We start from the raw sequence: 14,093 nt of genomic DNA, 5'->3' as shown, positions 1-14,093 counted from the left end.
GGGCTCGTGTCATCAGTCGAATGTTCGCAGCACGCCGACCACGCGGCCCTCGACGATCAATTCTTCGCGTCGCAGATCGACCTCGATCGGCGTCATCTCGGTGTTCTCCGGAATCAACCAGACCTTCGCGCCGCGGCGTCGGTAGCGCTTGACGGTGACCTCGTCGGCCAGGCGGGCCACCACGATCTGGCCGTTGCTGACTTCCTCGGTGCGATGCACCGCGAGCAGGTCGCCGTCCATGATCCCCGCATCGCGCATGCTCATCCCGCGCACGCGCAGCAGGTAGTCAGCGCGAGGACGAAACAGGGCCGGGTTGACGGGCACCTGGGACTCGACGTGTTCGGCCGCCAGGATCGGACTGCCCGCCGCGATTCGGCCGATCACGGCCAGCTCGTCGCGGTGGGAGTCGTCGGGCAGGCGAATGCCCCTTGAGCGCCCTCCCATCAATTCGATGACCCCTTTTTTCGCCAGCGCCTTGAGATGGCTTTCCGCGGCATTGGGCGAACGGAAACCGAGGGCGGCGTTTATCTCCGCCCGGGTTGGCGGCATGCCGGTCTCGTGGATGGTGTCGCGGATGAACGCCAGGATCTCGGCCTGGCGGGGCGTAAGCGGACGCGGTGTAGTCGATTCGGTCATGGCATGGGCATGGCAAGTGTGTGTGACAAAGTATACTGTAAAAAATTACAGTATTCACGCCCGGAGTCCGTCATGCCCATCGAGTCCACACCCCGGTCGTTACGACACGAGCCCTATTGGCTGGCACTGCGCTTCCCGGAGGCCTGGTTCGAATGTCGTTGCCCCGAAGAAGAGCGTCATGACCGTCCGCCCGCAGTGCTCCTGGATGGCGGTGGTCGCGGCAGCCGGGTGATGGCGATCAACCACGCGGCAGCCGGATTGGGTATCGAGATCGGCCAGAGTCTGGCCGGGGCGCGCTCCCGTCACCGGGCGCATGCCTCGATGGATACGCCCCCGCTGCGATGCCTGACGCTCGAGCAACGCAGTGTGGAGGATTGGCTGGCCGAATGGGGCGAGTGGGCGCTGACGTACACCTCGCGCGTCAGCCGCCCACCACCGGTGCAACCCGGCGGGGAGGCCGGGGCGGGGTTGCTGCTGGAGATCGGTGGCAGCGCGGCACTGTTCGGCGGGCTCGAGGCATTGGTGTCCCGGCTGCTCGAGGCATTGCAACCGTGGCACCTGGTGGTGCAGGCCGCGGGGGCCCCGCATCCGCGCGTCGCCTGGGCGCTGGCGGCCGCGGTGGATGACGAGGCCCCGTGGCTTTGTTGTGCCCGGGAGCAGTTGGCGGCCGTCAGCCAGTTGTCCCTGGCGCTGGTCGACTGGCCGGCTGCCTGGATCGATCGCTTTGCCGAGCTGGGGCTGCGGCGACTGGGCGAGGTGCGCCGCCTGCCGCGTGATGGCCTGGGGATGCGTGCCGATCCATTACTGCTGGCCGATCTGGATCGTCTGTTCGCCGAACGGGACTGGCCGCTGGCCGACCTGGTGCCGCCGGCCCGCTATGCCCGGGAGGTAAGCCTGTGGGATCCGGCCAGCCAGGTCGATCGCCTGTTGCTGCTGGCCCGTGGGCCGCTGGTGGGGCTGAGCGACTTCCTGCGTCGTCGGCAACTCGCGGTGGCGGATTTCGTGGTGTGGCTCGCCCATGAGGACCGACCGTCGACTCGGCTGGAGGTGGCAACCGCCGAGCCCGGCCGGGACGAACCCCTCTGGCTGGCACAATTGCGCCTACGGCTGGAGTCGGCCGGGGTATTGGCGCCGGTGACCCGCTTGGGGGTGGAAGCCGAGCATTTTGTCGCGCCCCGACCGGGGCAGGGCAGCCTGTTTGCCGATGCCGAGGAGCGTGGACGCGATGAGCGGGCCCTCTTTCAGCGCCTGCAGGCCCGGCTGGGCCGAGAGGCCGTCAGCCGGGTGCAGGATGCCTCCCATCTGGTTCCCATGCGCCGCTCCCGCCTGCAGCCCCTGACCTCGCCTCAGGACAAGTCATCACGCGCGAAGGTGGCCGAGCCGGCGGGGGACTCGTCGTTACCCGGGCTATCACGTGGGGCATCACTCGGGACATTGCCCGGGACATCACCCGGGGCGTTTCGGCCGTTATGGTGGCTCGAGAAACCACGGCGCCCTGATGCGCCCGTGCATCATCATGGGGAGGCCGAGCGCGTCGAGACCGGCTGGTGGACGACGGCCGAGGAATCGGCCGACTACTGTGCCGGTGAACTGACTGGTGGTCGCGCGGTCTGCCTGCGCCGGGAATGCGCCGGAGGCGATTGGCAGGTGATTGGCCTCGACGATTGAGGGGCTACCGATGCTCGGGGTTATCGCCTTGCGGTCGATTCGGGAGCAGTCCTTGCCAGCGCCACCAGACCGTAGCGGCCACCAGCAATCCACTGCCCCCGAAGAGCAGGAAGAAGGTCGGCAGGCCGATGTCGAGCGCCGCGAACAGGAAAATTGCCAGCAGGCTGCTGACCACCATCGCCAGGGCGTTCTGCACGTTGAGTGCCGCAATCAGGCGGGCGCGTTGCGACGGCCGCGAGGCCCGCTGCAAATGGCTGTACAACGGGACGACCAGTACGCCTGCCAACGCACCGGTCAGCGCGATGTCCACCCCGACTCGCCATAGCAGCGGAGATGGCGCCGAGGCGACGAAATACCAGTCGATCGCGACCAAGCCAACCCCCAGCGCGGCAAACGGGGCCAGCGCGCGTGGCGGGCGACGGCCACCCAGATAGCCCACCAGCAATCCGCCGGCCCCGATGCTCAGGGCAAACAGGGCCAGCAGCCCGGTTGCCCCGTCCGCCGGCAATTCGAGCACGTCCTCGGCAAAGCGTGGAAACTGGGTGAGATACCCCGCGCCCACGAACCAGAACCAGCTGATCAGCCACATCGACTGGCGCAGGCTGGTTGCCTGGGTCTGCAGGAGTCGCCAGGTCGTGGTCCAGCTTTTCAGTGGTCCCGCATGATCCGGCAGCCGCCCCGGTGGCGGGGCAGGGGGGATAAAGCGAGCGGCTATCAGTCCCGCCACCGCCACGCCGATCACCAGCAGGCTCGCGATCAGGGTAGCGCGCTCACCGGTGGCAGTAAGCAGCCCGCCGGTCAGGGTGCCCAGCAAAATCGCGGTGAAGGTGCTCGCCGTGACCCAGCCGTTGGCACGCATCAGCATGCCTGCCGGCAGATGGCGGGGCACGATTGCGTACTTGAGTGGGCCGAACCAGGCCGATTGCGCGCCCATCAGGAACACCAGGGCCATCAACAAGGTGATGCTTTGCCACCAGAAGGCCAGGGCGGCGATCAACATCAGTCCCAGTTCGGTCCACTTGAGTATGCGGGCCAGTTTTGCCTGATCCAGGCGGTCGGCCCAGTGGCCTGCCATCGGCGAGAACAGCAACCCGGGCAGGATGAACAGCCCCGCCGCCAGATTCATCAGCACGTCGATATTGCCGTCGTGAGCGCTGCCGATCTCGTAGGTGATCAGGAACATCACCGAGAAGCGGAACGCGTTGTCGTTGAATGCCCCCAGCGCCTGGGTGAAGAAATACGGTAGAAAACGGCGCGACAGCAGGGATGCCGTGGGGCGGCTGGTCATGGCCGAAAAGCTCCTGGGCAGGTACTCGGCCATTGGAACACGCGGTTGAGAGGGCGCCAAGCCACGGCGTCGCCAAACAAGCTGGCCCGGAGATGTCATGAACCCGCGTAACGATCGTGCAACATATTGGCCGAAAGAGGTTTTCCCGAGCGAGGGCCGTATCAGGGAATACGGCCGACCGAAGAAAAAGCCGCGTGCGGTCAGGAGACAGGCGTGGGCGCGTGGACTTCATGGAATATCCGGGCTAGGGTTTCGCCCGGCACCATGGTCACGACAGGAGGAGCGCCCATGTCCGAGACGGTCGATATCCGCGAGTTGCTTGCCTATTGTGAGCGGTTGCTCGAGCCCGAAACCTACCGCGACTACGCGCCGAACGGCCTGCAGGTCGAGGGGCGTGGCGAGATTCGCCGACTGATCACCGGGGTGACGGCCTGTCAGGATCTGCTCGATGCCGCCGTCGAGGCCAACGCGGATGCAGTGCTTGTCCATCACGGCTACTTCTGGAAGAACGAGCCGGAGGTCATCACCGGGATGAAGCGCCGGCGCATCGCGACCCTGCTGGCCCATGATATCAACCTGATCGGCTACCACCTTCCTCTCGACGGTCACGTCGAGATCGGCAACAACGCCTGGCTGGCCGGTCTCCTTGGTGTGAACGTGACCGAGCGTTTCGGCCATCAGCAGCTTGCGGTCGCCGGGCGACTCGAAGAGCCGGCGACCGGCAGCGAGCTCGGCGCCCGCATTGCCGATCACCTGGGGCGCGAACCGCTGGTCGTCGGACCGACCGATCGACCGATTCGACGCATCGGGCTTTGTACTGGCGGGGCGCAGGACATGCTGGGCGAGGCCATCGAGCTCGGCTTGGATGCCTTCATCTCCGGCGAGATCTCCGAGCGCACCACGCACATGGCGCGCGAGTCCGGCGTGACCTATATCGCCGCCGGACACCACGCCACCGAAACGGGGGGTGTGCGTTTGCTGGGCGAGCGTATTGCCGCGGAATTCGGTATCGAGCACCGGTTTGTCAATATTCCCAACCCGGTCTGAAACGACCCAACTGGTTTCCCAAGCTAATAAAAGTCTATCCCGAGGTATTAGCCCCGCTTGTTTGACGGTCGCATCGAGATGCTTAAACTACCCCGGCCGTAAAAATGGCAGATGCTTCGCATCGGTGATGCCCATGGCGCCCCCGGAATACGTTCCGGGTGTTCTTCGCCGGGTGCAGGGAGGCCGACAAGGCTCGCCAACAACACGAGCGACGCGGAATTGCTTTCCGGTCGTGATCGATTGACGGACAACCATCCAGGAGTACGACGTAACAATGGCTGATTCTCCCTCCAACCCGGCAAGGCGCCGGTTTCTGACCGGCGCGGCGACGGCGGTTGGCGCGGTGGGCGTCGGCTTTGCCGCCGTGCCGTTCTTGAGTTCCTTCCAGCCCAGTGCCAAGGCCCAGGCCGCCGGCGCGCCGGTGGACGTGAATATCGGCAAGCTCTCCCCCGGGCAGATGACCACCGTGTCTTGGCGCGGCAAGCCCGTTTATCTGGTGCACCGCACGGATCGCATGCTCGAGTCCCTGCCCGAGCTCAACGATGAGGTCCAGGATCCCGATTCGCGTGTGGTGGAGCAGCAGCCGCCATTCGCCGCCAACATCTATCGGGCCCGCGAGGAACACAAGCGTTACCTCGTGGTGGTCGGCATCTGCACCCATCTGGGTTGCGCGCCCACCTATCGACCGGAAGTGGCGCCCGACGACCTGGGTGACGACTGGAAAGGCGGTTTCTTCTGCCCCTGTCATGGCTCGAAGTTCGATATCTCCGGGCGGGTCTACAAAGGCGTGCCGGCACCGACGAACCTGGAAGTGCCGCCGTACGTCTATGTCAGCGGCGATATCGTTCGTGTCGGCGGTACCGAGGAGGAGGCAGCATGATCAAGTCCCTGGGAAAATGGGTGGACGACCGCCTGCCGGTGTCGCATTTCTGGAATGCGCACCTGGCAAAGTACTACGTCCCCCACAACTTCAACTTCTGGTACTACTTCGGCTCGCTGCTGTTGGTCGTGTTTGTCCTGCAGATCGTCACCGGCATCTGGCTGACGATGAGCTACAAGCCCTCGGCGGAAAATGCCTTCGCCTCGGTTGAGTACATCATGCGCGATGTGGAGTGGGGCTGGTTGCTCCGCTACCTGCACTCCACCGGTGCCTCGTTCTTCTTCCTTGCCGTCTACCTGCACATCTTCCGGGGGATGATGTACGGCAGTTACAAGAAGCCGCGCGAGTTGATCTGGATCTTCGGGGTCCTGATTCTGCTGGTGCTGATGGCAGAGGCGTTCATGGGGTACCTGCTGCCTTGGGGGCAGATGTCCTTCTGGGGCGCGCAGGTGATCATCTCCCTGTTCAGCTCGGTTCCGGTGATTGGTCCCGACCTGGCGCTGTGGATTCGGGGCGACTACGTCATCTCCGATGCGACCCTGAACCGGTTCTTCGCCCTGCACGTGATCGCCCTGCCGCTGGTGCTGCTGTTCCTGATCGGCGGTCACATCATGGCGCTGCATGAAGTCGGTTCGAACAACCCCGATGGCATCGACATCAAGGAGCACAAGGACGAGACCGGCAAGCCGGTCGACGGCATCCCGTTCCATCCCTACTACACCGTCAAGGATCTCTTCGGTCTGGGCGTGTTCATGTTCATCTTCGCCGTCGTGCTGTTCTACTGGCCCGATGGCGGTGGCCTGTTCCTCGAGCATCCGAACTTCATTCCGGCGGATCCGCTCAAGACCCCTGAGCACATCGCCCCGGTGTGGTACTTCGCGCCGCACTACGCGATCCTGCGCGCTGTCCCGGACAAATTCCTGGGCGTGCTGGCCATGACGGTGGCAATCCTGATCCTGTTCGTGCTGCCATGGATCGACCGCAATCGCACTCGATCGATCCGCTACCGCTCGACGGCGTTCAAGGTCAACCTGTTCGCGTTCGCTGCGGCGTTCATCGGACTTGGGTACCTGGGTACCCAGCCGCCGACCACGCTTGGCACGCTGGGTTCCCAGCTGCTGTCGGCCGTGTATTTCGGCTTCTTCATCGCGCTGTATTTCATCAGCCGTCATGAACGTACCAAGGCCGTGCCGGAGCATCTGCAATGATTCGTATCACCTTTCTAATGTTTCTGATTGGCTTGATCGCAACGCCCAATGCGAAGGCGGCCAGCAGCAATTATCCGCTCGCGGATGCCGAGGTTGACCTGAGCGACAAGGCATCGCTCTATCGAGGGGCACAGACGTTCATGGACAGCTGTGCGTCGTGCCACAGTGCCAAGATGATGCGTTTTGGTCGCATCGGCGAGGACCTTGGACTTTCCGACGAGCAGTTGGCCGTGCTGATGCCCGATGAGTCCAGCAAGCCGGGCGACGTCATCGAGACCAACATGCCGGCAGAGTACGCTCAACAAACCTTCGGTATCGTGCCGCCGGATTTGACCCTCTCGGCGCGAGTACACGGCGCGGACTGGATGTATACCTACCTCACCACGTTCTACGAGGATCCCGACACGTTGTGGGGCGTCAACAATGCGGTATTCCCGCTGGTGAGCATGCCGCACGTGCTGGCCGCCGAGCAGGGCCTCAAGCAACCGGTCTACGAAACCGAGGGTGAGGGCGAGGATGCCAAGCGCCGTCTGGTTGGGCTCGAATCACCGGAGCGGCCCGGCACGCTTTCGGAGGAAGAGTTCGAACAGAAGATGCGCGATCTGACCGCGTACATGGTTTACATGGCGGAGCCGGCCGCGTTACTGCGTGCACATTACGGGCCGTACGTGCTGGCGTTCCTGTTTATCTTCACGTTGGTGATGTATTTGCTGAAGAAGGAATATTGGCGCGACATCAAGCACTGAACCGGCGCCAACGAGCGGCTCGTTAGACGCGCCAACCCCCGATCAACCCGGCCCCGAGGCCGGGTTTTTGTTATCATGCCGTTTTAACCATTGCACCATGGGAGGCGCCAATGGCGACCGTCAATCGTCGTTCGGTCATGACCTTGTTCACCAGCCCGGACTCACCGGACTGCCACCGCACCCGCATTGTTCTCGCGGAGAAGGAGCTGACCGCCGAGATCATCGACCTGTCCGAACAGGAGCCGCCGGAAGACTTTCACGACCTGTCGCCGGAAGGCACGGTCCCGGTGCTGGCCGATCGCGACCTCGTGTTGACCAATGCCCGCGTCATCATGGAGTACTTGGACGAGCGCTTCCCGCACCCGCCGCTGATGCCGGTCGACCCGGTCAGCCGGGCAAAGGTGCGTACCGCGCTCTACCGGATTGAAAAGGACTGGTATGGCCTGCTGCCGGAGTTCGAGCGCGGCGAGAAGACTGTTGCCCGGGCCCGCAAGCAACTCAAGGAAGAGCTGTTGTCCGCGGCACCGATCTTTTCGGCCATGCCGTTCTTCATGAGCGAGGAGTTCTCCCTGGCGGACGTGACCCTGGCCGCGTTGCTGTGGTACTTGCCGAAATACGGCATCGAGCTGACCGGACCGGGCGCCAAGCCCATCCAGGACTACATGGATCGTGTGTTCAGCCGACCCACGTTCCAGGCGAGCCTCACCGAAGTCGAACGCGAGATGCGCGGCTGACGCAAGCGTCTTTCCATGGACCGTGTCCCGGCGTTGATCGTCCACACGTTCGCCTATTGAGCCGGGCATTGCTGGTGCCCGTTTGTCTCGTAACGGGGTGACCGGCATCAGCGTCGAGCAAACTACGCCGAATCGCCATTCCATTCGCGCAGAGGTCTCTTAATGCTCTCGAAGCGTCCCTACCTCGTTCCCGCTTTCTACGACTGGATTCTCGACCAGGGGCACACGCCCCACCTGGTCGTGAATGCCGATGCCGAGGAAGTGATGGTCCCGACTCAGTTCGTCGAGGACGGTCACATCCAGCTCAACATCAGTCCTTCGGCGGTGCGTGACTTCCACATGGATCGCGTGGGCATCTCGTTTGAGGCCCGTTTCGGCGGGCAGCCCGAACGGGTGTTCGTCCCCATGCATGCGGTACGTGCGATCGTTGATCGTGACTCGGGGCAGGGGGCGACCTTCCCGGACGAGCCGGAAGAGACGTTCCCGCAGTCCGACGAGGACCTTGAGGGGACGCCGGCGCCCAAGTCGGGCAGCAAGGGTCGCCCTCAGTTGCGAGCCGTGCCGGGTGGCGAAGATGGAGCAGCGGACAAGGAGAGTGATGACCCGTCGGCGAGCGGCTCGGACGCCGGGTCAGATGGCGATGGCCCTGACGACGATCCACCACCGTCGGGTGGTGGCAAGGGCGGCCCCAGTCTTCGGGTCGTCAAGTAGCGGGCTGTTCGTCGGTCGGGACGAAATCCAGGCAGACGCTGTTGATGCAATAACGCAGGCCGCTCGGCTGCGGACCGTCCTCGAACACATGACCGAGGTGCGCGTTGCAGCCGGCGCAGAGCACTTCGGTGCGGGTCATGCCGTGACTGGTGTCGCTGCGGGTAATGAGCGCCTCGGCACTGGCAGGCTGGAAGAAGCTGGGCCAGCCGGAGCCAGAATCGAACTTGGCATCGCTAACGAACAAAGAACGCCCACAGCAGACACAGTCGAAGCGCCCCGGGCGCTTTTCGTCGTTAAGGGCGCCGGACCAAGGGGCCTCCGTGCCGCCAAGGCGGCAAATACGGTACTGTTCTTCGCTAAGCGTCTCGCGCCAGAGGTCGGGTTCGTTGCTCATGATGCGTTCCGGTTGCTTGTCGGTAGTTGGATGGTTGGTCGTGCCCGACCATGATAGTCGAACCGATCGGTTGTCAAACGGGATCGGGTGTGTTGTCGGGAGGTATGGCACTTGGCACCGCTGTTGTCGGCTTGCTATGATCCCGACTCGATCCTTCACTCAAAGAAACGCGAGTAACCTGTTGAGCATATTAAGGATAGGCGGCCCAAGATGCCCGGAATGACCAAGCCCGCGATCTTCCGTCCCCAGCTTGCCCTGTTGGAGTTGGCGTTGCTGGTGGTGGCGCTATTGCTGGGCGTCTATCTGCTCGCATTGCTCAGCTACCACCCGGCTGATCCCGCCTTCAGCGTTACCGGCGCTGGGGAAGTGCGCAACGCGGCCGGGCTGGTCGGGGCCTGGGTGGCAGACGGCGCGCGCTACCTGGTCGGCTTCGGTGCCTACATGCTGGTGCCGGCCCTGTTGCCGCTGTTGTGGCGTACCTTCCGTCGTGCACGGCAGGGCAACCCCTGGGCCGACCTGCCGTTTGCCATTCAGTGGCTGGGCGTGTTGCTGCTGGTGCTTTGCGTGAGCGTGCTCGCATCGATCAACCATGAGCCGTTGGCCGCTCCCAGCGGTCTCTCCGCCGGCGGTGTGCTGGGGCTCGTGCTTGCCGAGGGCATGGTCCGCCTGCTGGGGGCGCTTGGCAGCACCCTGGTCCTGCTTGGGCTCATGATGCTCGGCGTTTCCGCCACCACGGGGCTTTCCTGGTTCGCCCTGTTCGATCTGATCGGGGCGACGTTGCTGCGTCTGGTCAACGGGGCACGGGCAATCGCCAAATGGATCGTGGCTCGATTGCCCCTGTCCCGTCGACCGGGACCGGCGCCGATCCCGGAAGTCGGCGCGAGCTATGAAGAGGTCGAGCAGCGTCGGAAGAAAACGCCGCCGGCGGAAAACAAGCCCAAGCCCCGGGCCAAGAGCACACCAGCACCGAGATCGACCCCCGCGACATCGGTCACCCCCACAAAGAGGAAATCGGGCACGCCGCCGCAGCCGGAGCTCGGTACGGCCGATGGCAAGCCCATCCTCGAGCTGCTGGATCGGCCGGTGCAGCAAAGCAGCGGCTTTGACAAGGGTGACCTCCAACACATGTCGGAGGTCATCGAGGCGCGACTGTCCGAGTTCGGCGTGGCCGTTGACGTGGTGGCCGCGCATCCCGGTCCCGTGATCACCCGCTTCGAACTACAGCCGGCCCCGGGGGTCAAGGTCAGCCAGATCTCGAATCTGGCCAAGGACTTGGCTCGTGCCCTGTCGATCGTCTCGGTCCGCGTGGTCGAGGTGATCCCGGGCAAGTCCACGGTGGGGCTGGAAATCCCGAACACGGCACGGGAAATCATCGCCCTGCGGGAACTGCTCGAATCCCGCCGCTACCGGGAGGCGCGCTCGCCGCTGACCGTGGCGTTGGGCAAGGACATCGGTGGTGAACCGATCATGGCCGATCTGGGCCGCATGCCGCACCTGCTGGTGGCGGGCACCACCGGCTCGGGCAAGTCGGTCGGGGTCAATGCCATGATCCTGAGCCTGCTCTACAAGGCGACCGCCGATGAAGTGCGTCTGATCCTGATTGACCCGAAGATGCTGGAATTGTCGGTCTACGAGGGCATCGGCCACCTGTTGGCGCCGGTGGTTACCGACATGAAGGAGGCATCCAATGCGCTTCGCTGGGCCGTGGGCGAGATGGAGCGACGCTACCGCCTGATGGCGAGGCTGGGCGTGCGCAATATTGCCGGGGCGAACGAGAAGATCCGCGAGGCGATTGCACGCGGCGAGCCGATCAAGGACCCCTTCTACGACCACGCCCAGGCCTTCGACCCCGACCTGCCGCCGCCGACGCTCGAGCCGATGCCGTATCTGGTGATCGTGGTGGACGAGTTTGCCGACATGATGATGGTGGTCGGCAAGAAGGTGGAGGAATTGATCGCGCGCCTGGCGCAGAAGGCCCGCGCCGCCGGCATCCACCTGATCCTCGCGACCCAGAGGCCCTCGGTGGATGTGATTACCGGCCTGATCAAGGCCAACATCCCCACGCGCATCGCCTTCCAGGTGTCCTCCAAGGTGGATTCCCGCACCATTCTCGACCAGATGGGCGCCGAGCAGCTGCTGGGCCACGGTGACATGCTGTACCTCCCGCCGGGCAGCGGCATGCCGATGCGGGTTCACGGGGCCTTCGTCGGCGACGAAGAGGTGCATCGCGTGGTCGAGGCACTCAAGACCCTGGGTGAGCCCGAGTACCTTGATGAGGTGCTCTCGGAGGACACCGCCGCCAACGTGACCCTGCCAGGGGAAAAGCCGGTGCGGGCCGATGGCGAGGAGATCGACGAGTTGTACGATCAGGCGGTGGCGATCGTCACCGAGTCGCGCAAGGCATCGATTTCCTACGTCCAGCGCCGCCTCAAGATCGGCTACAACCGCTCGGCGCGGCTGGTCGAGCAGATGGAGGCCGACGGTGTTGTCGGTGCGCTGGGGTCCAACGGCAGCCGCGAGGTGATCGCGCCTCCGCCGCCGAAATAGGTCTCCATTCGCCCCGGTTCGCGCCGATTTGCATCGACGGGCCGGAACCTGCCCGGCCGCCGGGCGTCGAACCGGTCCCACCCACCAGCTGGTGATTCATGAGCAGACAATCTTTTCGTACCGGCGGCATTCTTGTGGCATTGGCCTTTCTGACCGCCGTTCTGTTTTCACCGTTGGCCGAGGCCGCGCCATCGGACGATGTCGATGCGCTGGTCAAACAGCTGACCGACATCGAGACGTTGGCGGCGGATTTCGTTCAGGAGCGTCGTGACGCGAAGGGACAGGTGCGTCGTCAATCGTCGGGGACGTTCGTGCTCAAGCGCCCGGGCCAGTTCTTCTGGCGATACGAAACCCCGTACGTGCAGGAACTGATCGCGAACGACGGGACGCTCTGGGTCTACGAACCCGATCTGCGGCAGGCCAGCCGCTCGCCCTTGTCGGCGACCGACGGTGCACCCATCGCGATCCTGACCGGCGAGCGCCCCGTCACCGAGCTCTTTCACGTTCGCCACCTCGAAAGCGAGGGCGGCCTCGACTGGTTCGCGTTGCGCCCCCGCGACGAGCAGGGCGATTTCCGCGAGGTGCTGTTGGGTGTCGACGAGCGGGGCATCCGTGAGATGCGCTTTGTCGATCAGCTCGATCAAACCACCCGGGTGTCATTCGAGTCCCGCCGTTTCAACCAGCCAGTCGACGAATCGACCTTCCGGTTCGAGGCCCCCGAGGGCGTGGATGTGGTCGAGGCGCGCGAACCACCGGGCATCCAGTGAGACTGGCGTGATCGTCACCGTTATCGTCAGGCAGGAGATCGGAGGGTGGACAAGTTGAGCCCGCAAGACGATCTGTTCGGCACCGAGGAAGGGGAGCCTCGCGGCGAACCTAGCTCGGTCTATCGGCCGCTGGCCGACCGTCTGCGCCCCAGCCATGTCGATGAATTTGCCGGGCAGGTGCGCGTGGTGGGCGAAACGGCGCCGTTGCGGGTGGCGATGGAAAAGCGCCAGGCGCATTCCTGCCTGCTCTGGGGGCCTCCAGGCGTGGGCAAGACCACGCTGGCCGGCCTCTACGCCGAGCGCCTGCAGGCGGAAATCGTCTACATGTCGGCGGTCGAGGCGGGGGTGCGTGAGCTGCGGGCGGTCATACAGGGCGCCCGCGAACGCCGGCAGTCGTCGGGGCGTCTCACCGTCCTCTTTCTCGACGAGATCCATCGATTCAACAAGTCGCAACAGGACCAACTGCTGCCGTCGGTGGAGCGGGGCGTGCTGGTCCTGGTTGGCGCGACCACCGAGAATCCCTCCTTCTCGTTGAACAACGCGTTGCTCTCGCGCTTGCGGGTCTATCGTCTGCAACCGCTGGACGATGCGGCGATGCATGCCTTGCTCGACCGGGCGTTGACGCACCCGCAGGGCGTGCGCGAGACCACCGGCGGGCCGCCTTTGGTGATGGAGTCCGCCATCGCCGATCGGCTGGTCGCCGCGGCCGACGGCGACGCGCGACGCCTGCTCACCTTGTTGGAACTGGCCGCGCAACTCGCCGGCGACCGAGCCGACGGCACCGCCCGCGAGGTGGGTGAGGAGACGCTCGAGTCGCTTCTGAGCCAGTCACCACGACGTTTCGACCAGGGCGGGGACGAGTTCTACGACCAGATATCGGCGATGCACAAGGCGATCCGCGGCTCGAACCCGGATGCCGGGGCGTACTGGTTGTTGCGCATGCTCGATGGCGGGGCCGATCCGTCCTATCTCGCCCGTCGACTGGTGCGCATTGCCTCCGAGGATATCGGCAACGCCGATCCGCGGGCCCTGACCATGGCGCTGGATGCCTGGACGGCATTCGATCGTCTCGGTGTGCCCGAAGGCGAGTTGATGCTGACCCAGGCGGCCATGTATCTGGCCGTCGCCCCCAAGAGCAATGCGGTGTACACCGCGCACAAGGCGATACTGGCCACGGTCAAGCAACGCGGCACCGACCCCGTGCCCATGCACCTGCGCAACGCGCCCACCGCCCTGATGGAGCGCGAGGGTTGGGGAAAAGGGTATCGCTATGCCCACGACGAGCCGGAGGCCTATGCCGCCGGCGAGACCTACCTGCCCGATGGGTTGGTCGGTACGCGGTTCTACGCGCCGGTGGAGCGGGGCCTGGAGCGCAGCATCGCCGAGCGCATGCGGTACTGGGGCGAGCTCGATGCGCAGGCGCCGGAGAAGCGGACGCCTGAATCCGACCTCCCGTCAGGGTAGAGC

General features: G+C 64.6%; 13 protein-coding genes. 10 read left to right on the top strand and 3 right to left on the bottom strand.

Translation table 11 applies throughout. The annotated features are described in order from the left end of the window. Nucleotides 1–12: 12 nt before the first annotated feature. Entirely contained in the window at nucleotides 13–636 is a 624-nt protein-coding gene (gene lexA / locus SR882_RS06755) for a transcriptional repressor LexA (protein ID WP_322520495.1), read from the bottom strand. Between the two features lie 72 nt (nucleotides 637–708). Here lexA and SR882_RS06750 point away from each other — a divergent pair, with 72 nt between their 5' ends. Then, on the top strand, nucleotides 709–2,304 hold the full coding sequence (locus SR882_RS06750) for a DNA polymerase Y family protein (protein ID WP_322520494.1): 1,596 nt from the start codon (nucleotides 709–711) through the stop codon (nucleotides 2,302–2,304). Between the two features lie 4 nt (nucleotides 2,305–2,308). On the opposite strand, the gene SR882_RS06745 is transcribed toward SR882_RS06750, so the two are convergent. Continuing rightward, nucleotides 2,309–3,592, bottom strand: coding sequence for an MFS transporter (locus tag SR882_RS06745; RefSeq protein ID WP_322520493.1), 1,284 nt, complete (start codon nucleotides 3,590–3,592; stop codon nucleotides 2,309–2,311). 288 nt (nucleotides 3,593–3,880) lie between these two features. Between SR882_RS06745 and SR882_RS06740 the strand changes: the two genes are divergently transcribed. From SR882_RS06740 to SR882_RS06715, 6 genes are all read left to right on the top strand, one after another. Then, nucleotides 3,881–4,639 (top strand): Nif3-like dinuclear metal center hexameric protein, encoded by a 759-nt coding sequence (locus SR882_RS06740; protein ID WP_322520492.1) that lies wholly within the window; start codon nucleotides 3,881–3,883, stop codon nucleotides 4,637–4,639. Between the two features lie 274 nt (nucleotides 4,640–4,913). Further along, on the top strand, nucleotides 4,914–5,519 hold the full coding sequence (gene petA / locus SR882_RS06735) for a ubiquinol-cytochrome c reductase iron-sulfur subunit (RefSeq protein ID WP_322520491.1): 606 nt from the start codon (nucleotides 4,914–4,916) through the stop codon (nucleotides 5,517–5,519). Beyond that, nucleotides 5,516–6,727 carry a cytochrome b gene (locus SR882_RS06730; protein ID WP_322520490.1) on the top strand — a complete coding sequence of 404 codons (1,212 nt, stop codon included), beginning with the start codon at nucleotides 5,516–5,518 and terminating at the stop codon, nucleotides 6,725–6,727. Before petA ends, SR882_RS06730 begins: the two co-directional genes overlap by 4 nt. Beyond that, on the top strand, nucleotides 6,724–7,473 hold the full coding sequence (locus SR882_RS06725) for a cytochrome c1 (RefSeq protein WP_322520489.1): 750 nt from the start codon (nucleotides 6,724–6,726) through the stop codon (nucleotides 7,471–7,473). Before SR882_RS06730 ends, SR882_RS06725 begins: the two co-directional genes overlap by 4 nt. A 110-nt stretch (nucleotides 7,474–7,583) precedes the next feature. Next, nucleotides 7,584–8,207: a glutathione S-transferase N-terminal domain-containing protein gene (locus SR882_RS06720; RefSeq protein WP_322520488.1), complete on the top strand. Its 624-nt coding sequence runs from the start codon at nucleotides 7,584–7,586 to the stop codon at nucleotides 8,205–8,207. 162 nt (nucleotides 8,208–8,369) lie between these two features. Beyond that, nucleotides 8,370–8,918: a ClpXP protease specificity-enhancing factor gene (locus SR882_RS06715; RefSeq protein ID WP_322520487.1), complete on the top strand. Its 549-nt coding sequence runs from the start codon at nucleotides 8,370–8,372 to the stop codon at nucleotides 8,916–8,918. Here the strand turns inward: SR882_RS06715 and msrB are convergent. After that, nucleotides 8,911–9,312 carry a peptide-methionine (R)-S-oxide reductase MsrB gene (msrB, locus tag SR882_RS06710; protein WP_322520486.1) on the bottom strand — a complete coding sequence of 134 codons (402 nt, stop codon included), beginning with the start codon at nucleotides 9,310–9,312 and terminating at the stop codon, nucleotides 8,911–8,913. The two genes, SR882_RS06715 and msrB, sit on opposite strands and share 8 nt — an antisense overlap. A 210-nt stretch (nucleotides 9,313–9,522) precedes the next feature. Here msrB and SR882_RS06705 point away from each other — a divergent pair, with 210 nt between their 5' ends. The 3 genes from SR882_RS06705 (at nucleotide 9,523) to SR882_RS06695 (ending at nucleotide 14,090) form a co-directional block, all read left to right on the top strand. Next, nucleotides 9,523–11,859: a DNA translocase FtsK gene (locus SR882_RS06705; RefSeq protein WP_407653302.1), complete on the top strand. Its 2,337-nt coding sequence runs from the start codon at nucleotides 9,523–9,525 to the stop codon at nucleotides 11,857–11,859. 98 nt (nucleotides 11,860–11,957) lie between these two features. Next, entirely contained in the window at nucleotides 11,958–12,626 is a 669-nt protein-coding gene (lolA, locus tag SR882_RS06700; protein WP_322520484.1) for an outer membrane lipoprotein chaperone LolA, read from the top strand. A gap of 45 nt (nucleotides 12,627–12,671) precedes the next feature. Further along, nucleotides 12,672–14,090, top strand: coding sequence for a replication-associated recombination protein A (locus tag SR882_RS06695; RefSeq protein WP_322520483.1), 1,419 nt, complete (start codon nucleotides 12,672–12,674; stop codon nucleotides 14,088–14,090). The last annotated feature ends 3 nt before the right edge of the window (nucleotides 14,091–14,093 follow it).

Origin of the sequence: Guyparkeria halophila (genome assembly GCF_034479635.1) — a bacterium.
In the GTDB taxonomy this organism is placed as follows: Bacteria; Pseudomonadota; Gammaproteobacteria; order Halothiobacillales; family Halothiobacillaceae; genus Guyparkeria; species Guyparkeria halophila.
Note: the sequence above shows the minus strand (reverse complement) of the source record. Positions and strands in the feature narration are given on the sequence as shown.

What these genes read in the sequence shown, in the direction of transcription:
- SR882_RS06720 (WP_322520488.1), top strand. Translation starts at nt 7,584, where the DNA reads ATGGCGACCGTCAATCGTCGTTCGGTCATGACCTTGTTCACCAGCCCG.
- SR882_RS06715 (WP_322520487.1), top strand. Translation starts at nt 8,370, where the DNA reads ATGCTCTCGAAGCGTCCCTACCTCGTTCCCGCTTTCTACGACTGGATT.
- msrB (WP_322520486.1), bottom strand. Translation starts at nt 9,312, where the DNA reads ATGAGCAACGAACCCGACCTCTGGCGCGAGACGCTTAGCGAAGAACAG.
- SR882_RS06725 (WP_322520489.1), top strand. Translation starts at nt 6,724, where the DNA reads ATGATTCGTATCACCTTTCTAATGTTTCTGATTGGCTTGATCGCAACG.
- lexA (WP_322520495.1), bottom strand. Translation starts at nt 636, where the DNA reads ATGACCGAATCGACTACACCGCGTCCGCTTACGCCCCGCCAGGCCGAG.
- SR882_RS06750 (WP_322520494.1), top strand. Translation starts at nt 709, where the DNA reads ATGCCCATCGAGTCCACACCCCGGTCGTTACGACACGAGCCCTATTGG.
- SR882_RS06730 (WP_322520490.1), top strand. Translation starts at nt 5,516, where the DNA reads ATGATCAAGTCCCTGGGAAAATGGGTGGACGACCGCCTGCCGGTGTCG.
- SR882_RS06740 (WP_322520492.1), top strand. Translation starts at nt 3,881, where the DNA reads ATGTCCGAGACGGTCGATATCCGCGAGTTGCTTGCCTATTGTGAGCGG.
- SR882_RS06745 (WP_322520493.1), bottom strand. Translation starts at nt 3,592, where the DNA reads ATGACCAGCCGCCCCACGGCATCCCTGCTGTCGCGCCGTTTTCTACCG.
- SR882_RS06705 (WP_407653302.1), top strand. Translation starts at nt 9,523, where the DNA reads ATGCCCGGAATGACCAAGCCCGCGATCTTCCGTCCCCAGCTTGCCCTG.
- lolA (WP_322520484.1), top strand. Translation starts at nt 11,958, where the DNA reads ATGAGCAGACAATCTTTTCGTACCGGCGGCATTCTTGTGGCATTGGCC.
- petA (WP_322520491.1), top strand. Translation starts at nt 4,914, where the DNA reads ATGGCTGATTCTCCCTCCAACCCGGCAAGGCGCCGGTTTCTGACCGGC.